This is a genomic window from Sanguibacter antarcticus (assembly GCF_002564005.1).
In the GTDB taxonomy this organism is placed as follows: domain Bacteria; phylum Actinomycetota; class Actinomycetes; order Actinomycetales; family Cellulomonadaceae; genus Sanguibacter; species Sanguibacter antarcticus.
In genome coordinates, this window is record NZ_PDJG01000001.1 from 3,453,704 (window position 1) to 3,473,774 (window position 20,071).

Annotated in this window: 19 protein-coding genes and 1 tRNA gene; 15 read left to right on the top strand and 5 right to left on the bottom strand. The window is 68.3% G+C overall.

Annotated elements, in window-relative coordinates:
• The first annotated feature begins 48 nt into the window (after positions 1-48).
• The 6 genes from ATL42_RS15785 to pstB all read left to right on the top strand — a co-directional run bounded on the left by ATL42_RS15785 (position 49) and on the right by pstB (position 6,174).
• The gene (locus ATL42_RS15785) at positions 49-1,197 is read left to right on the top strand and encodes a sensor histidine kinase (protein WP_245862664.1); all 1,149 of its coding nucleotides are present in this window, start codon (positions 49-51) and stop codon (positions 1,195-1,197) included.
• Positions 1,194-1,892, top strand: coding sequence for a response regulator transcription factor (locus ATL42_RS15790; RefSeq protein WP_098456178.1), 699 nt, complete (start codon positions 1,194-1,196; stop codon positions 1,890-1,892). The genes ATL42_RS15785 and ATL42_RS15790 overlap by 4 nt, the downstream gene beginning before the upstream one ends.
• A 158-nt stretch (positions 1,893-2,050) precedes the next feature.
• The gene (pstS, locus tag ATL42_RS15795; RefSeq protein ID WP_098456179.1) at positions 2,051-3,187 is read left to right on the top strand and encodes a phosphate ABC transporter substrate-binding protein PstS; all 1,137 of its coding nucleotides are present in this window, start codon (positions 2,051-2,053) and stop codon (positions 3,185-3,187) included.
• An 83-nt stretch (positions 3,188-3,270) separates the two neighbouring features.
• Entirely contained in the window at positions 3,271-4,257 is a 987-nt protein-coding gene (pstC, locus tag ATL42_RS15800) for a phosphate ABC transporter permease subunit PstC (protein ID WP_098456180.1), read from the top strand.
• Positions 4,257-5,318 (top strand): phosphate ABC transporter permease PstA, encoded by a 1,062-nt coding sequence (gene pstA, locus ATL42_RS15805; protein WP_098456181.1) that lies wholly within the window; start codon positions 4,257-4,259, stop codon positions 5,316-5,318. The genes pstC and pstA overlap by 1 nt, the downstream gene beginning before the upstream one ends.
• Before the next feature lie 76 nt (positions 5,319-5,394).
• Positions 5,395-6,174: a phosphate ABC transporter ATP-binding protein PstB gene (pstB, locus tag ATL42_RS15810; protein ID WP_098456182.1), complete on the top strand. Its 780-nt coding sequence runs from the start codon at positions 5,395-5,397 to the stop codon at positions 6,172-6,174.
• A gap of 76 nt (positions 6,175-6,250) precedes the next feature.
• Here pstB and ATL42_RS15815 read toward each other — a convergent pair whose 3' ends face one another.
• Positions 6,251-6,721, bottom strand: coding sequence for a copper chaperone PCu(A)C (locus ATL42_RS15815; RefSeq protein ID WP_098456183.1), 471 nt, complete (start codon positions 6,719-6,721; stop codon positions 6,251-6,253).
• A 262-nt stretch (positions 6,722-6,983) separates the two neighbouring features.
• Here ATL42_RS15815 and ATL42_RS15820 point away from each other — a divergent pair, with 262 nt between their 5' ends.
• The 6 genes from ATL42_RS15820 (at position 6,984) to rlmB (ending at position 12,094) form a co-directional block, all read left to right on the top strand.
• Positions 6,984-7,466: a CarD family transcriptional regulator gene (locus ATL42_RS15820; protein WP_098456184.1), complete on the top strand. Its 483-nt coding sequence runs from the start codon at positions 6,984-6,986 to the stop codon at positions 7,464-7,466.
• Positions 7,467-7,497: 31 nt separating this feature from the next.
• The gene (gene ispD / locus ATL42_RS15825; RefSeq protein ID WP_245862666.1) at positions 7,498-8,292 is read left to right on the top strand and encodes a 2-C-methyl-D-erythritol 4-phosphate cytidylyltransferase; all 795 of its coding nucleotides are present in this window, start codon (positions 7,498-7,500) and stop codon (positions 8,290-8,292) included.
• Positions 8,289-8,774, top strand: a complete 486-nt coding sequence (gene ispF, locus ATL42_RS15830) for a 2-C-methyl-D-erythritol 2,4-cyclodiphosphate synthase (protein ID WP_098456185.1) — start codon at positions 8,289-8,291, stop codon at positions 8,772-8,774. Before ispD ends, ispF begins: the two co-directional genes overlap by 4 nt.
• A 127-nt stretch (positions 8,775-8,901) precedes the next feature.
• Positions 8,902-9,495: a TetR/AcrR family transcriptional regulator gene (locus ATL42_RS15835; protein WP_098456186.1), complete on the top strand. Its 594-nt coding sequence runs from the start codon at positions 8,902-8,904 to the stop codon at positions 9,493-9,495.
• A 56-nt stretch (positions 9,496-9,551) separates the two neighbouring features.
• On the top strand, positions 9,552-10,985 hold the full coding sequence (gene cysS, locus ATL42_RS15840; protein ID WP_098456187.1) for a cysteine--tRNA ligase: 1,434 nt from the start codon (positions 9,552-9,554) through the stop codon (positions 10,983-10,985).
• A complete protein-coding gene (gene rlmB, locus ATL42_RS15845) occupies positions 10,985-12,094 on the top strand; it encodes a 23S rRNA (guanosine(2251)-2'-O)-methyltransferase RlmB (protein WP_098456188.1) in 1,110 nt (369 codons plus the stop codon). Before cysS ends, rlmB begins: the two co-directional genes overlap by 1 nt.
• Before the next feature lie 116 nt (positions 12,095-12,210).
• On the opposite strand, the gene ATL42_RS15850 is transcribed toward rlmB, so the two are convergent.
• The 4 genes from ATL42_RS15850 to otsA all read right to left on the bottom strand — a co-directional run bounded on the left by ATL42_RS15850 (position 12,211) and on the right by otsA (position 17,158).
• A complete protein-coding gene (locus ATL42_RS15850; RefSeq protein WP_098456189.1) occupies positions 12,211-13,452 on the bottom strand; it encodes a DUF4032 domain-containing protein in 1,242 nt (413 codons plus the stop codon).
• Positions 13,453-13,573: 121 nt separating this feature from the next.
• On the bottom strand, positions 13,574-14,704 hold the full coding sequence (locus ATL42_RS15855; protein ID WP_098456190.1) for an ABC transporter ATP-binding protein: 1,131 nt from the start codon (positions 14,702-14,704) through the stop codon (positions 13,574-13,576).
• Between the two features lie 175 nt (positions 14,705-14,879).
• Positions 14,880-15,719, bottom strand: a complete 840-nt coding sequence (gene otsB, locus ATL42_RS15860) for a trehalose-phosphatase (RefSeq protein WP_098456191.1) — start codon at positions 15,717-15,719, stop codon at positions 14,880-14,882.
• Positions 15,720-15,727: 8 nt separating this feature from the next.
• Complete coding sequence (otsA, locus tag ATL42_RS15865; protein WP_098456192.1) at positions 15,728-17,158, bottom strand: alpha,alpha-trehalose-phosphate synthase (UDP-forming); 1,431 nt, start codon at positions 17,156-17,158, stop codon at positions 15,728-15,730.
• A 97-nt stretch (positions 17,159-17,255) separates the two neighbouring features.
• Here otsA and ATL42_RS15870 point away from each other — a divergent pair, with 97 nt between their 5' ends.
• From ATL42_RS15870 to ATL42_RS15880, 3 genes are all read left to right on the top strand, one after another.
• Complete coding sequence (locus tag ATL42_RS15870; RefSeq protein ID WP_169925458.1) at positions 17,256-19,004, top strand: serine/threonine-protein kinase; 1,749 nt, start codon at positions 17,256-17,258, stop codon at positions 19,002-19,004.
• A 45-nt stretch (positions 19,005-19,049) separates the two neighbouring features.
• Complete coding sequence (locus ATL42_RS15875) at positions 19,050-19,898, top strand: DsbA family protein (RefSeq protein ID WP_098456193.1); 849 nt, start codon at positions 19,050-19,052, stop codon at positions 19,896-19,898.
• Between the two features lie 82 nt (positions 19,899-19,980).
• Positions 19,981-20,056, top strand: a tRNA-Thr gene (locus ATL42_RS15880).
• The last annotated feature ends 15 nt before the right edge of the window (positions 20,057-20,071 follow it).

Here is a 20,071-nt window from a genome sequence, read left to right on the forward strand (position 1 = left end):
ACGGCCAGGCGGCCACTGTATGCCTGCTGGTGATCGTAGGCTGACGCCGTGGACGGATATTCGATCATCGTGGCAGGACTGCTCGGTCTCATGACCGGTGTGCTCGCGACCCTGGCGTTCCGGATGAGCGAGCGAGAGCAGCGCTCGGTTCCCGTGCGGGTGCCTCCGGAGATCGATCCGGGCGTGGTGAGGGTCTTGGCCGTCCTCCGTTCTGCGGCCGTGGTCCTCGGCGCCGACGACCGCGTCGTGCGAGCCAGCGCACAGGCGTACGCGCTCGGGATCGTCCGGACAGACGCGGTCGCCCACCCGGCGATCCAGGACATGGTCGACGCGGTGCGCCGGGACGGTGTCATCGCCGACGAGGAGCTCGAGCTGCCCCGCGGGCCGATCGGTCGGGGGCGCGTCATGGTCCAGGTCAGGGTCGCTCGGCTCGACAGCGACCACGTCGTGGTTCTCGGCGAGGACCGCACGGAGGCGCGACGCGTCGAGGCCATCCGTCGCGACTTCGCGGTGAACGTGTCGCACGAGCTCAAGACGCCGGTCGGTGCGATCTCCCTGCTCGCCGAGACCATGCAGGACGCTGCAGACGACCCGGAGGCGGTGCGCCACTTCGCCGGACGGATGCAGCAGGAGTCGACCAGGCTCGGCGCTCTCGTCCACGAGATCATCGAGCTCTCCCGCCTCCAGGTGGCCGGTGCTCTCACGGAGATCGGTGTCATCGAGGTCGACGAGGTCGTTGCCGAGGCAGCGGACCGGGCTCGGGTCGTCGCCCAGGCGAAGGAGATCACGCTCGACGTCGGTGGAGAGCCGGGCCTGCGGGTCTTCGGCGACCACGCGCTCCTGGTGACCGCTGTGCGGAACCTGCTGGACAACGCGGTCGCGTACTCGGGGTCCAACACGCGGATCGGGCTCGGTGTGCGCAGCGCGGGCGACCTCGTGGAGATCGTCGTCGTCGACCAGGGGATCGGTATCGACGCGAGCCAGCAGGCGCGGATCTTCGAACGTTTCTACCGCGTCGACCCGGCGCGCTCTCGCGACACCGGTGGAACAGGTCTCGGCCTGAGCATCGTCAAGCACATCGCGTCCGACCATGGCGGGGACGTGCGGATCTGGTCCGAGCCCGGACGCGGATCCACGTTCACCCTGCGCATCCCGTCAGCCGGCGCAGAGCACACATCTCCTGAGGAGGACGCATGACCCGCATCCTGGTGGTCGAGGACGAGGAGTCCTACCGCGAGCCGCTCACGTACCAGCTGACCCGTGAGGGCTTCGAGGTGGTCGCGGTCGCGACAGGGCTCGAGGCGCTCGCCGCGTTCGACGAGGGGGGAGCGGACCTCGTCCTGCTGGACCTCATGCTCCCCGGGCTGTCCGGCACCGAGGTGTGCCGGGAGCTGCGCCAGCGGTCGGACGTGCCGGTCATCATGCTCACGGCGAAGGACGGCGAGATCGACAAGGTCGTCGGGCTCGAGCTCGGTGCGGACGACTACGTGACGAAGCCGTACTCGTTCCGTGAGCTGCTCGCACGGGTGCGCGCGGTCTTGCGTCGCCGGCAGCCGGCTGCCGGAACCGAGGACGATCCGTTGGAGGACATGCTCGTCGCCGGACCTGTGCACATGGACGTGGAGCGGCACGTCGTCACCGTGCGGGGAGAAGCTATCGCGCTCCCGCTCAAGGAGTTCGACCTCCTCGAGTTCCTGCTCCGCAACGCAGGCAGGGTCCTCACACGTGGGCAGCTCATCGACCGGGTGTGGGGATCGGACTACGTCGGTGACACCAAGACGCTCGACGTCCACGTCAAGCGGATCCGGTCCAAGGTCGAGATCGACCCGGGGACACCAGAGCTGCTGCTCACCGTGCGCGGCCTCGGATACAAGTTCGTCGAGGCAGAATGACCGTTATACCCCTCGGTGTCGGGAGGTGGGGCCGTGTCCGCTGGAGTATCTGTGCACTGTTCATCTTCCGTTCACCCTGGGAGCGTCGTCGCGTCATCCGGACTCCTTAGCGTCGTCCTAGATCGCAGACAACCCGTGCTGCGGCCGAGAACTTGAGGATGGGTCAGACAGTGAAGCGTGTGAACAACCGCAGCCTCACCAGCATCGCGCTGGTCGGAGCAGTCGCAGTTTCCCTCGCCGGGTGCGGCGCCGATGCAACCAGCTCGGACAGCTCCACGTCCGCCAGCACGGAGGGCGCAGAGCTCAGCGGAAACCTTGCCGGTGCGGGCGCCAGCTCGCAGGAGAAGGCGATGAACGGCTGGATCGCGACCTACACGGGCGTCGCTCCTGACGTCACCGTGTCGTACGAGTCGATCGGCTCCGGCGGTGGCCGCGAGCAGTTCCTCTCTGGTGGCGTGCAGTTCGCCGGGTCGGACGCCGCGCTCAAGGACGACGAGCTCGAGTCGGCAGTCGAGCGCTGCTACGGCGGCGAAGCGATCGAGCTTCCGCTGTACATCAGCCCCATCGCCGTGGTCTACAACCTGCCTGGCGTCGACGCCGCGAACCTCAACATGTCGGCTGAGCTCATCGCCAAGATCTTCAACGGCGACATCACGATGTGGAACGACCCGGCGATCGCCGCCGAGAACGAGGGCGTCGAGCTCCCGGACATCGACATCATCCCGGTGAACCGCTCTGACGAGTCCGGCACGACGGAGAACTTCACCGAGTACCTCTCCGCCGCCTCGAACGGCGCCTGGACCCACGAGGCGAGCGGCGACTGGCCGATCTCCGGCACGCAGTCGGGTGCACAGACGTCTGGTCTCATCGACACCGTGACAGGTGCCGAGGGTGCGATCGGCTACGCCGACGCGTCCCGCGCCGGTGACCTCGGTACGGTCGCTCTCAAGGTCGGCGACGAGTACGTGCCGTTCTCGGCAGAGGCCGCCGCGAAGGTCGTCGACGCTTCCCCGCGCACGGAAGACTCGACGGACAAGCGTCTTGTCGTCGAGCTCGACCGCACCACCACCGAGTCGGGCGCCTACCCGCTCGTTCTCATCTCGTACTCGATCGCGTGCTCGCAGTACGAGGACGAGGCTGACGCCGCCAACGTCAAGGCGTTCCTCAGCTACGTCGCCAGCGCGGAGGGCCAGGACGTGGTCGCCGCGGCCGACGTCGCAGGCTCCGCCCCGATCTCGGACGACCTGCGTGCCGAGGCACAGGCTGCGATCGACTCGATCAGCACCGTCGGCTGACACCCGAGGGCCGCACCGGGACCTGTCCCGATGCGGCCCGTGTCGTTGGACCCGTTCCACACCTCACCATCGACGGAGAACCAGTGGCCGTACTGAGCCCCACCCGGGCTGACAAGCAGCTCAACGAGAGAGAGCCGGACGTGAAGCGCAACAAGGGCGGGATCGCCGGGCGCATCTTCCAGTACCTCTCCGTCGGCGCAGGTCTGACGATCCTTCTGACACTGGCAGCCGTGGCCGTCTTCCTCGTCGTCCGTGCCTGGCCGGCGCTGACCGCGAGCCCCGAGGAGCTCCAAGAGATCTCGTGGTTCAGCGGGAGCTCGCTCCTCGGGTATGTCGGGCCGCTGATCTTCGGCACCCTGCTCGCGTCGATCCTCGCCCTCCTCATCGCCGTGCCGCTCTCGATGGGCATCGCGCTCTTCATCTCGCACTACGCTCCACGCTCGCTCGCGCAGGCTCTCGGCTACGTCATCGACCTGCTCGCGGCGATCCCGTCGGTCGTCTACGGGCTGTGGGGCGCGCTGTGGCTCGCGCCGACGCTCGACCCGATCTTCCAGTGGATGACCGACTTCCTCGGCTTCATCCCGCTCTTCGCGGGGTATCAGCCGCCAGCGAAGAACGTGCTGACAGCCTCGGTCGTCCTGGCCGTCATGATCCTCCCGATCATCACCGCAGTCGCCCGTGAGGTCTTCCTCCAGACTCCGCGACTGCACGAGGAAGCCGCGCTCGCCCTCGGCGCGACGCGCTGGGAGATGGTTCGCACGGCCGTCATCCCGTTCGGGCGGTCCGGCGTCATCAGCGCCTCGATGCTCGGCCTGGGCCGCGCGCTCGGCGAGACGATGGCGGTGCTCATGATCCTGTCCCCGGGAGCCCTGTACTCGTTCTTCCTGCTCAAGCCAGGGCAGCACCAGACGATCGCTGCGAACATCGCGTCGAAGTTCCCGGAAGCGTCCGGGCTGTCCGTCAGCGCACTCATCGCGACCGGCCTCGCGCTGTTCGTGATCACGCTTGCCGTCAACATGTTCGCCCGGTGGATCATCTCTCGCCGCAGCGAATTCTCTGGAGCCAACTGATGACGACCACGACCGTCGATCCCGCCACCGGGACGCAGACCCTAGCTCGTCGGAAGCTCGCGTCGTGGGCGCCCTGGGCATTCGCTGCCGGTGCTCTCGTCCTCGCGTTCCTCCTCGTCCTCGTGCTGGGTACACCGACCTTTGCGTCAGTCGGGGCGCTCGCCATCGTGCTCTACGCAGTCGGGCTGACCCTGACGTCACGGATCGTCGAGGGCGAGCGCCAGGCCACGGACCGGCTGGCGACGACGCTCATCACGCTCGCGTTCGGGGTCGCCCTCATCCCTCTCGTGTCGCTGCTCTGGACGGTCGTCGTCGAGGGGTCGAAGCGATTCAGCCCGACGTTCCTCAACACGAACATGGTCGGGGTCTTCGGGGACATGACCGAGGGCGGTGTTTACCACGCGATCATGGGGACCCTGCTCATCACGGTCGCCGCGGCAGTGATCTCGGTGCCGATCGGCATCCTCACCGCGATCTACCTCGTCGAGTACGGGCAGGGGCACCTCGCCCGGAGCATCACGTTCCTCGTCGACGTCATGACCGGCATCCCGTCGATCGTCGCGGGCCTCTTCGCGTTCACGCTCTTCACCTGGGTTTTCGGCCCGGCCTACCGATCGGGCCTCATGGGTGCCGCAGCGCTCTCGGTGCTCATGATCCCTGTGGTCATCCGGTCGTGCGAAGAGATGCTGCGGCTCGTGCCGAACGAGCTCCGGGAAGCGGCGTACGCGCTCGGTGTCCCGAAGTACCTGACGATCATCAAGGTCGTCCTGCGCACAGCAGTCGCCGGTATCGTCACCGGCGTGATGCTCGCAGTCGCTCGTGTCATCGGTGAGACCGCTCCCTTGCTGCTCACCGTCGGTATCGTCACGAACGTCAACTGGGACCTCTTCGACGGTCGGATGGCGACCCTGCCGGTGTACGCCTATCGCCAGTACTCTCAAGGTGGCATCGGCGTGGAACGCGCCTGGGCCGCTGCGCTGACGCTCATCGCGATCGTCATGATCCTCAACATCGTCGCCCGGCTCGTGAGCCGGTACTTCTCACCGAAGGCCATCCGTTGACCGCGGTCCGCACGTCCCGTCCTGCACCACCCGCCGTCATGGTCTCCGCACCGGCGAGCTTCCTGAAAGGAACCACGTGTCCAAGCGCATCGACGTCAGCGATCTGAACGTCTACTACAGCGAGTTCCTCGCCGTCGCGGACGTCTCCATGACCATCGAGGAGCGTTCTGTCACGGCGCTCATCGGTCCGTCAGGCTGCGGGAAGTCGACCTTCCTCCGCACCCTCAACCGCATGCACGAGGTCATCCCCGGAGCGCGCGTCGAGGGCAAGGCGGTCATGGACGGCCGCGACCTCTACGCGGCAGAGGTCGACCCGGTCGACGTCCGTCGTCAGGTCGGCATGGTCTTCCAGCGACCCAACCCCTTCCCGACGATGTCGATCGAGGAGAACGTCCTCGCGGGCGTTCGCCTGAACAACCGTCGGATCTCGAAGTCCGACGCGTCCGACCTCGTCGAGTCGTCGTTGCAGGGCGCCAACCTGTGGAACGAGGTGAAGGACCGACTCGGCCGACCAGGCTCCTCCCTCTCCGGTGGGCAGCAGCAGCGCCTGTGCATCGCGCGGGCGATCGCGGTGAAGCCGGACGTCCTGCTCATGGACGAGCCCTGCTCGGCGCTCGACCCGATCTCCACGCTCGCCATCGAGGACCTCATGGCCGAGCTCAAGGACGAGTACACGATCGTCATCGTCACGCACAACATGCAGCAGGCCGCACGCGTCAGCGACCGGACGGCCTTCTTCAATATCGCCGGAACGGGCAAGCCTGGTCGTCTCATCGAGATGGACGATACCTCGACGATGTTCTCCTCCCCGACGCAGAAGGCCACGGAGGACTACATCTCCGGTCGCTTCGGGTGAGCACCCCGCCGCACGGCCGCTGACGACGAAGGCCGGTCTCCCTGAGGGGAGGCCGGCCTTCGTGCGTGCAGAGGACCTACTCGGACGGGACGAAGTCTGCGTACTCGTCGAGGGTGCTGTCGAGCACGGGCACGAACACGTCGATGCTCTCGCCGGCGCTAGTCGTCAGCGTGACGGGCAGGTTCGCACCGGGAGCGACGGTGACCTGGTCGATGAGCAGCATGAGGCCGTCGTCGACGGAGAAGTTCACGGTCTCGCCGGCCTCCAGCTGTACGGGGATGGTGACCGACCCGTCCTGCGCCGCGATCGTGAGCGTCTCGGGCTCTGCGGACGCGCTGCTCGCTGCGCCGAGCAGGCGTCCGGCGGCGTCCTTGCTCGGGCTGAGGATCATGAGGTTGAGGACGTCGAGGTCCCCGACCTGCGCGCGGATGCCGTCGGACGCCGCGTAGGGCACGTCCGTCGTGATCGGCGAGCACGCGGCGAGCGCGAGGGCGAGACCTGCGACGCCGAGGGCGAGCGCTGGACGGGGCAGGGTCTTGTGGCGCATCAATGAACTCCTGTAGTCGCGTGCGGGCCTCGCGTGGCGGCTTCTGGCGGCTCAGCCCCCGATTTTCGGCGCGGACCATAACCTCCCGATCGTACCGGTCCGCTGCTCCGTCCGGCGCGTCGGATGCTGTGGTAGCGCCCACATCGACGGCCCTGCGCCGAGCCGTCCTCGAGCCTCCTCCCCGTCGAGACCCGACGACCGGCCCGGAATTTCAACGTTCTGACGTGGTAAGATCGGCATCCGCGAAAGGGGACTTCCACAGATGACGTTCACAGTTGGGGAGACCGTTGTCTACCCGCACCACGGTGCCGCTCTTATTGAAGAGATCAAGACCAGGACAGTCCGTGGCGAGGAGAAGGTCTACCTCAAGCTCAAGGTCACGCAGGGAGATCTGACGATCGAGGTGCCCGCGGACAATATCGACCTCGTCGGCGTGCGCGACGTCGTCGGCCAGGAAGGTCTCGACCGCGTGTTCGAGGTGCTCCGTGCTCCGTACACCGAAGAGCCGACGAACTGGTCGCGTCGGTACAAGGCCAATGTCGAGAAGATCGCGTCGGGTGACGTGATCAAGGTGGCCGAGGTCGTCCGCGACCTCTCCCGCAGAGACGCCGACCGCGGGCTCTCGGCCGGCGAGAAGCGCATGCTGGCGCGTGCTCGTCAGATCCTCGTGTCGGAGCTTGCGCTCGCCGAGCACACGGAAGAAGAGAAGGCGGAAGCGATCCTCGACGAGGTCCTCGCATCCTGAGCACGCCGATGCTCGACGAGGACGTCACCCCATGACCGCGACGATGGCCTCGGTCGCCATCCTGACGGCTGCCGGCTCCGGCAGCCGTCTGGGCTTCGGCTACCCCAAGGCGCTCGTCGAGGTCGAAGGTCGGACGCTCCTCGCTCACGCAGCGCTCGGTCTGGCCTCGACCGGAGAGATCTGCCGCATCGTGGTCACCGCGCCTGTCGACCACGTCGCAGCCTTCGAGGAGATCCTCCGCTCGACCACCGAGCTGACCGTCCCGTGGGAGGTCGTGACCGGCGGTGCGACGCGTCAGGCGTCTGTGGCCGCCGGGATCGCGGCGCTCGAGCGTGAAGCCGGCGGGCACCCAACCTACGAGGTTGTCCTCGTGCACGACGCCGCGCGCCCGCTCGCTCCGGCGAGCATGATGAAGCGCATCATCGACACCGTGCGTGCTGGATACAGCGCAGTGATCCCTGGATACGCGGTGACCGACACGATGAAGCTCGTCGCGCCGGCGCTCGACGCCGAGGGTCCGGAGCTCGTCGCAGGTACTGCGGACCGTTCGTCGTTGCGTGCTGTCCAGACGCCGCAAGGCTTCACCTGGGACCTGCTCGTGCGTGCGCACGCAGCCGGCGTCGACCGCGCACGGTCTGAAGAGACCGCCGCGACGGACGACGCGACCCTCGTCGAGGCCGTCGGGGAGACGGTGTGGGTCGTCGAAGGGCACTCGGCCGCTCTGAAGATCACGACCGCGCACGACCTCGCCGTCGCTCGGCTCCTGGCGAGCGAGATCGGTGCGGCGTCTGTCGCTGCCCACGACGCTTCGGGCACGCTCCGATGACGGTGCTGCCACGGACGGGGCTGGGGATGGACGTCCACGCCTTCGCCTCGTCCGACAGCCCACGCGAGCTCTGGGTCGCTGGGCTGTACTGGCCAGGTGAGCGGGGCCTTGCGGGGCACTCCGACGCCGACGTCGTGGCGCACGCAGCAGCGGATGCGCTCTTCTCTGCAGCAGGGCTCGGCGACCTGGGATCCAACTTCGGCACGAGCGAACCGGAATGGGCAGGCGCCGCAGGCGCGGTGCTGCTCGCCGAGGCTGCCGCTCGCGTCAGGGCTGCCGGGTTCGAGATCGGTAACGTCGCGGTCCAGCTTGTCGGGAACCGGCCACGCCTCGGCTCTCGGCGCGACGAGGCCCAGGCAGTCCTCGGTGCCGCGGCAGGAGCCCCGGTGACCGTCACTGCCACGACCACCGACGGGCTGGGCCTGACAGGGCGTGGCGAGGGGCTCGCGGCCGTCGCGACCGCGCTCGTCGTCCCGCTCTAGCGGTAGCGTCCAACCGTGCGCACCGGTCCCACCTGTGCCCGTCCACGTGCTGGGTCGTCGGTCCCGCGCGCTGACGGCTGAAGCATGATGGGGTGGGGGCGCACGACAAATCAAGGGGAGCAGCACTATGGGATGGACGCTCGAAGAGCGCCGGGACAGGGTCGTCGACGCAGCACTGGAGCTGGCGGCCGATCAAGGTGTCGAGCACGTGAACCTGCGCGCGGCCGCGCACTCCGCGGGGATGTCGTGGGATGCCGCGCAGGGCAGCTTTGACGACCACGCCGACCTGCTCCAGGCGATGAGCTCGTCGCTCGACGAGCGTCATGTGGGCCTCGAGGCGGTCGACCTCACCATGCACGGATCGCTCGAGGAGGACCTCGAGTCCGTCGCGCTGCAGCTGTGGACGACGATGTCGGCCCGTCGCGAGTTCCAGCTCGTCAGCTATGAGCTCGCGATGCTCGCGCTGCGGCGCACGATGCTCCGGCCCCTCGTCTCGGGCCGCTACGACAGGGCGTACGAGGCCGCACTGACCCTGCTCGGTGTCCTGGGCGAGCGTCATGGCGTCACGTGGTCGCGGCCTGCCGAAGACATCGCCCGGTTCGCTGCGACGTTCCTCGACGGTGTCTGCCTCGCCTGGGTGGTTGACCGTGACAGCGAGCTGGCCGAGTCGCAGGTGCGGATGCTCGCGCACGACATCGGGATGCTCGCGAAGCCAGCCTGACGCTCGGTGACGCCAGGATTCATCGCACGACTGCGCCCGCCGGTAGCCTTAGGTCCGTGACCCTTCGACTGTACGACACCGCCACGCGTGATCTGCGCGACTTCGAGCCCGTGAACAAGGGTGAGGTCGGGCTCTACGTGTGTGGCGCAACAGTCCAGGGAGCGCCCCACATCGGGCACATGCGGTTCTCGGTCGCCTTCGACGTCCTCGTCCGCTGGCTGCGCAGAACCGGCCTGCGGGTGACGTACGTCCGCAACGTCACGGACATCGACGACAAGATCATCGCGAAGTCGGCGGCAGCCGGCGAGCCGTGGTGGGCGTGGGCGGCGATCAACGAGCGCGCCTTCTCGGACGCGTACACCTCCCTCGGCAACCTGCCTGCGACCTATGAGCCGCGGGCGACCGGGCACGTGACCGACATGATCGACCTCATGGAACGTCTCGTCGCAGCCGGTCACGCCTACCAGGCGGCCGAGGGCGACGTGTACTTCGACGTGCGGTCGTGGAAGGACTACGGGTCGCTCACCAACCAGCGCCTCGAAGACCTCGCTCCGGCACAGGACGAGGCACAGGTCAGCGCGAAGCGTGACCCGCGAGACTTTGCGCTGTGGAAGTCCGCGAAGCCGGACGAGCCGGAGACGGCGTCCTGGCCCACCCCGTTCGGTCGCGGCCGCCCGGGATGGCACCTCGAGTGCTCGGCCATGGCCCGGCGCTACCTGGGCGAGACCTTCGACATCCACGGTGGCGGGCTCGACCTGCGCTTCCCGCACCACGAGAACGAGCAGGCGCAGTCGCACGCGGCAGGCTACGGCTTCGCCCGGTACTGGATGCACTCCGCGTGGGTGACGCAGGGGGGAGCGAAGATGAGCAAGTCCCTCGGCAACGGGCTCCTCGTCTCTGAGGTCCTCGAGCACACACGTCCGGCAGTCCTGCGCTTCGCGCTCGCCAGCGTCCACTACCGGTCCATGATCGAGTGGACAACCGACACCGTCGGGGACGCGGACGCCACGTGGGACCGGTTTCTCGGGTTCGTCGATCGCGCGACCGAGCGCGTCGGGGCACTGCCCGACGACGTCGTCACCGGCGCCGAGCTTCCGGAGGCGTTCGTTGCCGCGATGAACGACGACCTCAACGTCTCGGCGGCACTCGCTGTCGTGCACGAGCGTCTCAAGGCCGGCAACTCGGCCCTCGCCGAGCGCGACGACCACAGCACGCGCGCCGAGCTCCTCGCGGTGCGCTCGATGCTCGACGTCCTCGGTCTCGACCCAGGACGGTGGACGGACACCTCCGGCGACAACAGGTACGCCACCGCTCTCGACGCACTCGTCACGTGCGAGCTCGAGGCACGCGCCGACGCGCGTGCTGTCAGAGACTTCGCCACCTCGGACGCCATCCGGGACCGCCTCGCGCGGGCCGGGATCGTCGTCGAGGACTCAGCTACCGGCGCGCGATGGACACTCGCGGCCACACCTACGGAGGACCAGAACTGATGGCAGGCAACTCACAGCGTCGCGGAGCGGTGCGCAAGGCAGGCTCCAAGAAGGGAGCCAAGATCGGCTCCGGCGGATGGGGCAAGCAGGCGCTCGAGGGCCGTGGGCCCACGCCCAAGGCCGAGGAGCGCCCGCACCACATCGCGTCGAAGCGCAAGGCGGCCGCCGAGCGCGGCGAGAAGTACGAGAGCGGCCGCAACGGTGGCACGAGCACCCCGCGCCAGGGGGCAGCGCCCGCGTCCTCCTCACGTCAGGGAGGCAGCGGTCGTCCGAGCGCAGGCGGCTACTCCCGTCCGGCAGCCGGCCGTTCCGGCCCGAGCCGTGGCAAGCCTGCGAAGCGCAGCGTGTCCGCGACGCACGAGATCGTCGCAGGCCGCAACGCCGTCCTCGAGGCTCTGCGTGCTCGCATCCCCGTCACCACCGTGTACTTCGGCACGCGTCTCGAGGCTGATGACCGTACCCGCGAGATCCTTCAGATCGCGTCCGGCCGGGGATACAACCTGCTCGAGGTCACGAAGCCCGAGCTCGACCGTCTCACCGACGACTCTGTGCACCAGGGAGTCGCGATCCAGGTGCCGCCGTACGAGTACAGCGACCCTGACGACCTGCTCGACGCTGCTGCGACGGCCGGCGAGCGCCCGCTCATCATCGCTCTCGACGGCGTGACCGACCCGCGCAACCTCGGAGCCGTCCTGCGGTCCGCGGGCGCTTTCGGTGCGCACGGCGTGCTCGTCCCTGAGCGTCGCTCAGCAGGCGTGACCGCCTCGGCGTGGAAGGTCTCTGCCGGGGCCGCTGCTCGGGTCCCTGTGGCCCGTGCGACGAACCTCGTCCGGACGCTGCTCGAGTACAAGTCCGCCGGGTGCTTCATCGTCGGGCTCGACGGCGGCGGGACGACAGATATCGGTGAGCTCGCGTTCGCGACGGATCCGCTCGTGCTCGTGGTGGGGTCCGAGGGCAAGGGCCTCTCCCGCCTGGTGCGCGAGACGTGCGACGTCATCGCGTCGATCCCCATCGGTTCCGAGATGGAGTCCCTCAACGCGGGCGTCGCTGCGGGGATCGCGCTCTACGAGGTAGCACGCACGCGTACCGCCGAGGTCGCGAAGGCCTGACCACAGCAGGGTCGCGGCGACGGCCTGAGCGCCGCGCACGGGCCTGTACGGCCCTGGATGCCCGTGGGGGCCGGTCTGTGTCATCAGACCGGCCCCCACGGGCGTTCGTGCTCCTGCTACTCCTGCTGGTCTGCCGCCTCCGGCGGGAGCCCGAGGATCGCCATCTCGTCTGGACGGTGCCGGAGCACCTGGTCCACATAGCTCTCGACGGCTTCCGACATCGGCACGTCGCGCCCTGCCTGCTCCGAGACGAACCATCGGTGGTCGAGCACCTCGTGGAAGAGCTGAGCCGGTTCGAGCTTGCGGCGCTGGTCCCGCGGGACAGCGCGGACGGTGGGCTCGAAGATGCCCGAGAACCAGTCGTGGGCGACGAACTCCTCGTCGTCGTTCTGGCGCTCTGTCGCGGCACGGAACGAGTCGAGGTCGTTGAGCAGACGACGTGCTTGGTTCTCTTGGACGTCGAGCCCGGTGAGCCGCATGAGCCGGCGAGAGTGGTGGCCTGCGTCGACCACCTTGGGCTGGATCTGGACGCTCGTGCCGTCGATGTCTGTGGTCATCTCCAGCTCTCCGACGTCGAAGCCGAGGTGGTTGAGCCGCTCGATGCGTGCTGCGACGCGCCACCGCTCGTCGGAGCCGAACGACTCTTCCTCGGTGAGCGCGCTCCAGAGCTCGTTGTACCTCTCGAGGAGGGCGTCGCCGATCGCGATCGTGTCGATGTCCTCGTCGAGGAGCTCACCGGCGGCGAGGTCCATGAGCTCGCCGATGATGTTCGTCCGCGCGAGGTCGACGTCGTAGGTGCGCTGGCCGACGCTGAGCTTCTGGTGCAGGTCTCCGGTCTCGGCGTCGACGAGATAGGCCGCGAACGTCTCGGCGTCGCGCCGGAAGAGCGTGTTGGACAGCGAGACGTCGCCCCAGTAGAACCCGATGAGGTGGAGGCGCACGAGGAGCACCGCGAGGGCATCGATGAGCCGTGTGGCGGTGTCTGGGCGCAGCGTCTGGCTGAACAGCGACCGGTACGGCAGCGAGAACTGGAGGTGCTTCGTGATGAGCACGGCCTCGAGACGCTCGCCGTTCTTGTCCTGTCGACCGGTGATCACGCCGACCGGCTCGACGCTCGGGACGTCGACCCTGCTCAGCTGGCGCAGCAGCTCGTACTCGCGATATGCGACCGACTCCCCGATCTCCTTGACGGCGATGACTCCACCGGACAGCCGGACGAACCGGACGACGTGCCGTGACAGTCCGCGGGGGAGAGCAGCGAGCACCGATGCTGGCCACTCCTCCAGGGGGACGTCCCACGGGAGGTCGAGCAGGGCGGGGTCAGGTGACGCCGCCGTGATCTGGAGATTCTGCGCCACGGGAGTGATCCTTTCCGTGGGTCGGAGCGAGCCGGGTCGGCTGCTGGGTGCACGCTGGTCGTGCGGAGAGAGCAAAAGGGGCGGGTATGGCCGTGTGGCCAGACCCGCCCCTCAACCTACGTCAGATGCTGTCGAGCCGGAGACCGCTGCTCGCAGAGAAGACGTGCTCCTGGCCTGCACGGATCGCGACGTGGATGCGCTCGCCCTTGGCCGGTGCGGTGCGCGGGTTGATGCGCACGATGACCTCGTGGTCGCCGGCCCCGGCGGAGCTGAGGTCGCCACCCTGGAGGTCGGCCTTGAGCGTGCCGTACACGTACGCGTCGGAGCCGAGCTCCTCGACGATGTTGACCTCGATCGGGATGGCCGACGGGTCAGAAGCGTCGACGATGTCGAGCGCCTCGGGGCGGAAGCCGAGCGTGACCCTGCCGTTGTCCTCTGCCGTCATGCCGGCGACGGCGCTGCGGGAGATCGGGATGCGTGCCTGACCGATCTGCGCGACGCCGTTGTCGATGGCGAACGTGCCGAGGTTCATGGCGGGGGAGCCGATGAAGCCTGCGACGAAGACGTTCTGCGGCGCGTCGTACATCTCGCGCGGCGTACCGACCTGCTGGAGGAGGCCGTCCTTGAGGACCGCGATGCGGTCTCCCATGGTGAGCGCCTCGGTCTGGTCGTGCGTGACGTAGACCGTCGTGACGCCGAGGCGGCGCTGCAGCGACGCGATCTGCGTACGGGTCTGGACGCGGAGCTTGGCGTCGAGGTTCGACAGCGGCTCGTCCATGAGGAAGACCTGGGGCTGGCGGACGATCGCACGGCCCATCGCGACACGCTGACGCTGGCCACCGGAGAGGGCCTTCGGCTTGCGGTCGAGGTACTCGCTGAGGTCGAGGATCTTGGCGGCCTCTTCGACGCGAGAGCGGATCTCGGCCTTCGGCTTGCCGGCGATCTTCAGGGCGAAGCCCATGTTGTCCGCGACGGACATGTGCGGGTACAGCGCGTAGTTCTGGAAGACCATCGCGATGTCGCGGTCCTTGGGCTGGACGTCTGTGACGTCGCGGTCGCCGATGAGGATCCGGCCCGCGTTGACGTCCTCAAGACCTGCGAGCATGCGCAGGGAGGTCGACTTTCCACAGCCAGAGGGGCCGACGAGAACGAGGAACTCGCCGTCCTCGACGTGGAGGTTGAGCTGGTCGACGGCGGGGCGCTCGGTCCCGGGGTAGACGCGGCTCGCGTGGTCGAAAGTAACTGTAGCCATGGTGGTGGCATCCCTTCACCGGCAGGTACGTGCCGGACGATCCGTAGTGAATGGGGTGTTCTCGCGGTGGTGCATCGTGTCCGCGCTGACACTCGTCTTCAGTTGTAACGCTGGTCGAGATGGCCAGCGCTCGTGATGCATCTTACACGCTTGTGTCACCCGTCACAGGTGACGGTCAGGCGAGCGCGTGCTCGAGAGCGTCGGCGAGGTCGGCGAGGAGGTCTGCGGCCTCGTCGGTGTCGGCGACGCGGACGAGGGCGGCGGTCTCTCCCGAGCCCACCTTGACCGTGAGGTCGTCTGCACCGAGGACGGCGAACGCCCGCTCGTCCGTGACGTCGTCGCCCATGTAGAAGACGACCGTGGCACCCAGCTCCTCGCGGAGCGCGAGGAGAGCCTCGCCCTTGGACGTCTCGACGACCGCGATCTCGACGACGTTCTTGCCGCTCATCACATGGGCACCGAGCCGCTCACCGAGGGCGACCGCCCGCGTAGACACGGTCTCGGCGTCGGTCTCCGTGGACAGACGCGTGTGCAGGACCGCGGCGGACGGCTTGCGCTCGACCCAGGCGCCATCGACGTTCTCGACGATCTCGTCGAGCCCGGTCGTGACATCCCTGAGGAGGGCCTCCTGCTCAGGGACGAGATCGAACGGAGCCCGCTCGACGTCGGGCAGCCGGGTGCTCGAGTCCTCGCTCGGGTCCTGGCGGATCTCGCCGCGCTCGGCCCCGTGGCTCCCCACGAGGATCGTGCCCGACGGAGCGAGCGCGAGCTGAGCGAGCGTCTCGAGATGGCGTCCCGAGACGAGCGCGAGCCGCAGGCGCTCGTGCGGCAGCCGTGCGAGCCGGACGAGCGCGGCCGCCGCTGCCACGGTGGGACGGGACGCCGACGGGTCGTCGCCGAGCGGAGCGAGCACCCCGTCGAAGTCGGTCGCGATGAGGACCGGCCCCTCGTCGGCACCGGCCCTCGCCTGCTCGACGAAGCGGGCGACGGCTGACTGGACAGACTCGAGCGACATGGCAGACCTCAGACGTAGGTGGTGCGAGACGGCATGGCGCTGAGCACGCCGAGAAAGCTCTCGGACCACTTTGCCACGTCGTCCGACAAGACTCGGCGGCGCAGGCGGCGCATGCGCTTGCGCTTGTCCTTGGGGTCCATGTGCGCGCCGTGGAGGATGGCTTCCTTCATCCCGTCGATGTCGTGCGGGTTGACGAGCAGCGCGCCCGCCAGCTCGTCGGCAGCCCCGGTGAACTCAGACAGGACGAGGGCACCGTTGTCGTCCGAGCGCGCAGCGACATACTCCTTGGCGACGAGGTTCATGCCGTCGCGCAGCGACGTCACGAGCATGACGTCCGCAGCGAGATAGAGGGCCGCCATCTCGTCCGGCGGGTACGAGTGGTGCAGATAGTGGATCGCGCTGTGGCCGATCTCGCCGTACTCGCCGTTGATCCTGCCCACGAGACCCTCGACGTGCTCGCGGAGCTCCTGGTAGGCGCCGACGTTCTCGCGGCTCGGGCTCGCCACCTGCACGAGGGTGGACTTGCTCGGGTCGAGCCGACCGTCCTGCAAGAGCTCGCCGTAGGCCTTGATCCGGTGCCGGATGCCCTTGGTGTAGTCGAGGCGGTCGACGCCGAGCATGACGATCTCAGGGTCGCCGAGGTCCTCGCGGATCTCCTTGGCGCGGGCCTGGACCTCGGGTGTACGAGCCAGGTCGTCGAAGCGCTGCGAGTCGATCGAGATCGGGAACGGAGCTGCCCGGACGTGTCGGCTCGGCTTGCCGTCGTGCCCCTCCATCGTGATGATCTGGCCGCGGGTGGTCAGGTCGGTGAGGCGGCGCACAGCACGGATGAAGTTCGACGCGTCGCCTGCCCGCTGGAACCCGATGAGGTCGGCGCCCAGGAGACCCTCGATGACCTGCCTGCGCCACGGGAGCTGCTGGAAGAGCTCGAGAGGCGGGAACGGGATGTGGTTGAAGAAGCCGATCCGCAGGTCCGGGCGGATCTCGCGCAGCAGCTTGGGGACGAGCTGGAGCTGGTAGTCCTGGACCCAGACGATCGCGCCCTGGGCTGCCTGGGCGGCCGCCGCCTCAGCAAAACGCTGGTTGACGCGCCGGTACGCGTCCCACCAGTGGCGGTGGAAAGCAGGCTGAGCGATGACGTCGTGATAGAGCGGCCAGAGGGTGTCGTTGGAGAACCCCTCGTAGTAGCGCTCGATCTCCGTCGCGCTGAGAGTCACCGGGACCAGACGCATGTCGTCGGCGTCGAACGGCTCCACCTCGAGCCCCGCAGCACCGGACCAGCCGACCCAAGCACCGTCTGCGTCCTGCATGACGGGCTCGAGAGCCGTCACCAGACCGCCGGGGGAACGCTGCCAGTCCACCGACCCGTCTTCTGCCACCGTCATGTCTACCGGAAGCCGGTTGGCGACCACTACGAGACTGAACCCGTCTTTACCCATGCTTGATCAACTCCTTGGAATCGCACCTAGGGTATCGACACCCCGGGAAATGCGCCTATTGGACACGTGTGAGGCGCGTCTCGCCTACGGTTACGCCATGGAACGCATCGGACTCGAACCTGGGACGGAGATCGGCGGCTACCGCATCGTCTCCCCGCTCGGCTCTGGCGCGATGGGCGCCGTGTACAAAGCTGTCGACGGCGGAGGGACAGCGGTCGCGCTCAAGATCCTCCACCCGAACTTCGCACCCGACGCAGAGATGCGCCGACGCCTGGGACGCGAGGTCGCGGCCCTGCAGAAGGTGCGCCACCCGGCGGTCGCGCAGGTGCTCGACGCCGAGGCCGACTCGGCCGAGATGTTCATCGTCACCGAGCTCGTCGACGGCCCCACGCTCGAAGAAGAGGTCGCCAACGGCGGCCCGCTCGACCCCGTCGACCTGCACGAGCTCGCCGACCAGCTCCGCGACGCGCTCGCGGCCGTGCACGCCGCAGGCGTCATCCACCGCGACCTCAAGCCGAGCAACATCCTCATCAGCGACGACGGACCGGTCCTCATCGACTTCGGTATCGCTCACGGCATGGAGGACGCGCGCCTGACCTCCGCAGGCTTCGTCCTGGGGACGCCCGGGTACCTCGCCCCGGAGCTCGTCGACCGGCACGACCCGTCGGTCGCGAGCGACTGGTGGGGCTGGGCCGCGCTCCTTGCCTATGCTGCGACCGGCCGCCCTCCGTTCGGTCTGCGCCCGCTCGAGGTGGTCATCGCTCGCGCGCGCTCGGGCGACCTGGACGCCGACGGTCTCGGCCCGCTCACCTCGAAGGCGCTGCGAGGAGCGCTCTGTGCCGACCCTGCCGAGCGGCTGTCCGCCGACGAGGTGGTGGCCATCCTCCGGACCGCGGCCGAGGACGGGGACGAGCCCGAGCCCGAACCAGAGCCGGTGCCGGGACCCGACGTCGTGGCGGAGAGCGCGACGGTCGTCCTCCCTGCTGTGCCGAGCGGCGCGCCTGTCGATCAGGAGGCGAACAACGACGGAAGCACGGTGCTCATCGGACAGACCGTCGCCCCGCTCCCTGAGGAGCCGGCCACGATGGTCGTCCCTGTCACCCGCCCCGCCGACGGGTACGCCCCGGCTCCACCCCCGCCGCCGTCGGTCCCGGTCGACTCCTACGGGGGGCGGGCGGACGTCGGGCCCCCGATCACCTCTACGCAAGACGTCCCGCTCGCACCGCTCGCAGCCCCTGGGTACGCGCGCCCCGTCGTGCGCCGCCGGACGGGCTCCGTCCTCGCGATCGCGATCGCCCTCGTGCTCGCCGGTGCGACGTTCCCCGGCCGTGCTCTCGTGGTCCTGCTGGCGCTCGTTCTCGTGTGCCGCTACGTCGGGGTGATGCACGACGCTTTCCATTCTCGGCGTGCACGCCGTGGTGCTCGCGGCTCGGACGGGGTCCAGGCTGTGGCCCGCGCGCCCTGGCACCTCGTCCGCACCGTCGTCGCTACGGTGCCGTCGCTGCTCGTGGGTGCGAGCGCTGTCGTCGTCGTCGGCGGGATCCTGTGGTGGCTGCTCGTCACGGACCGGCTCGTCGTCGGCGGGAGCACGCCGCCGTGGGCTTATGCGGGCGTGGTCGGGATCGCTGTGCTCGTCGCGGTGACCGTGCTCTGGTTCGGTCCGGTGACGCTGCTGGCACGTTACGGCGCTCGCGTCGCGCTGGGGCGTGCGGCCCCTGGATGGCCTGGTGCCCTGGTGGTCGTCCTGATCAGCCTCGTGGTCTCCGCGTACTTTTTCGGTGTCGTCGTCGACGAGCACCCGATCGTGTGGTCGCCCCTTCAGGAACCCCCCAGTTTCGCCCCGTAAACTGGGCTTTCACACCGGGCCCACCTCAGCAAAGGTTGCGAACGCATGGTTACGAAGGACTCCCAGCTGTCGAAGGCGGAGCGCCGTGACGCCGCCCGCGCACAGGCGCTCAAGCTCCAGCAGGAGCAGGTGCGCCGTGAGAAGCGGACGCGAGCGATCATCATCGGTTCGCTCGTCGCAGGCCTCGCGATCGTCGGCGTCATCGTCTATGCGATCTTGCGCAGCGCTCCGGAGGACCTCGAAGGCATCAGCACGATCCCGGCGAGCGTCGAGACGCCCAGCGTCGCGAACGACGCCGGTGGCATCTCCTTCGGCGAGACCGGTGAAGCAGGTACCACCTCGGGTGACGATGCAGTGACCGTCGACGTGTACCTCGACTACATGTGCCCCAACTGCGGACAGTTCGAGGTCTTCAACGGTCCCGATCTCGACGATCTCCGCACGTCCGGCGACATCACCCTCGTGCTTCACCCCGTCTCTATCCTCGACGGCGCCTCGCTGGGGACCTCGTACTCCACCCGTGCCTCGGCAGCGTTCGCCTATGTGGCCGAGAACGCCCCGGAGAGCGCTCTCGCGTTCAACGTCGCGCTGTTCGCCAACCAGCCGACCGAGAACACCGAGGGGCTGACGGACGAGCAGATCGAAGGGATCGCCGTCGATGCGGGCGTCTCTGCCGACGTGGCGGCCGGTATCGCCGACCAGACGTACATGGAGTTCGTCGCCGCGCTGACGCAGGTCGCCTACGGCGACCCGTCCGTGACGAACTCTGAGGGCGGGTTCGGGACGCCGACCGTCGTCATCAACGGTGAGCGCTTCGAGGGGAACTGGGCCGAGGACGGCGCGCTCTCCAGCGCCATCGCTGACGCACAGGGAACAGCTACAGTCGAGCCGTAACCGTGACGCGACCGGGGAGACCCGGTCGCGTCGCACGGTCGATGAACTGTAGGCTGTCCGCCGCACGTCATCGATCGTGCGTGCCGCCTTAGCTCAGCTGGTAGAGCATTCGCCTTGTAAGCGAAAGGTCGTCGGTTCGAACCCGACAGGCGGCTCCATGCACGACCCTCGCG

Excerpts from the sequence above, each read along its gene's own strand:
- ATL42_RS15875 (WP_098456193.1), top strand. The coding sequence starts at position 19,050 with ATGGTTACGAAGGACTCCCAGCTGTCGAAGGCGGAGCGCCGTGACGCC.
- ATL42_RS15835 (WP_098456186.1), top strand. The coding sequence starts at position 8,902 with ATGGGATGGACGCTCGAAGAGCGCCGGGACAGGGTCGTCGACGCAGCA.
- otsB (WP_098456191.1), bottom strand. The coding sequence starts at position 15,719 with ATGTCGCTCGAGTCTGTCCAGTCAGCCGTCGCCCGCTTCGTCGAGCAG.
- otsA (WP_098456192.1), bottom strand. The coding sequence starts at position 17,158 with ATGGGTAAAGACGGGTTCAGTCTCGTAGTGGTCGCCAACCGGCTTCCG.
- ATL42_RS15815 (WP_098456183.1), bottom strand. The coding sequence starts at position 6,721 with ATGCGCCACAAGACCCTGCCCCGTCCAGCGCTCGCCCTCGGCGTCGCA.
- ATL42_RS15790 (WP_098456178.1), top strand. The coding sequence starts at position 1,194 with ATGACCCGCATCCTGGTGGTCGAGGACGAGGAGTCCTACCGCGAGCCG.
- pstA (WP_098456181.1), top strand. The coding sequence starts at position 4,257 with ATGACGACCACGACCGTCGATCCCGCCACCGGGACGCAGACCCTAGCT.
- ATL42_RS15870 (WP_169925458.1), top strand. The coding sequence starts at position 17,256 with ATGGAACGCATCGGACTCGAACCTGGGACGGAGATCGGCGGCTACCGC.
- ispD (WP_245862666.1), top strand. The coding sequence starts at position 7,498 with ATGACCGCGACGATGGCCTCGGTCGCCATCCTGACGGCTGCCGGCTCC.
- rlmB (WP_098456188.1), top strand. The coding sequence starts at position 10,985 with ATGGCAGGCAACTCACAGCGTCGCGGAGCGGTGCGCAAGGCAGGCTCC.
- ATL42_RS15855 (WP_098456190.1), bottom strand. The coding sequence starts at position 14,704 with ATGGCTACAGTTACTTTCGACCACGCGAGCCGCGTCTACCCCGGGACC.
- ispF (WP_098456185.1), top strand. The coding sequence starts at position 8,289 with ATGACGGTGCTGCCACGGACGGGGCTGGGGATGGACGTCCACGCCTTC.
- pstS (WP_098456179.1), top strand. The coding sequence starts at position 2,051 with ATGGGTCAGACAGTGAAGCGTGTGAACAACCGCAGCCTCACCAGCATC.
- ATL42_RS15820 (WP_098456184.1), top strand. The coding sequence starts at position 6,984 with ATGACGTTCACAGTTGGGGAGACCGTTGTCTACCCGCACCACGGTGCC.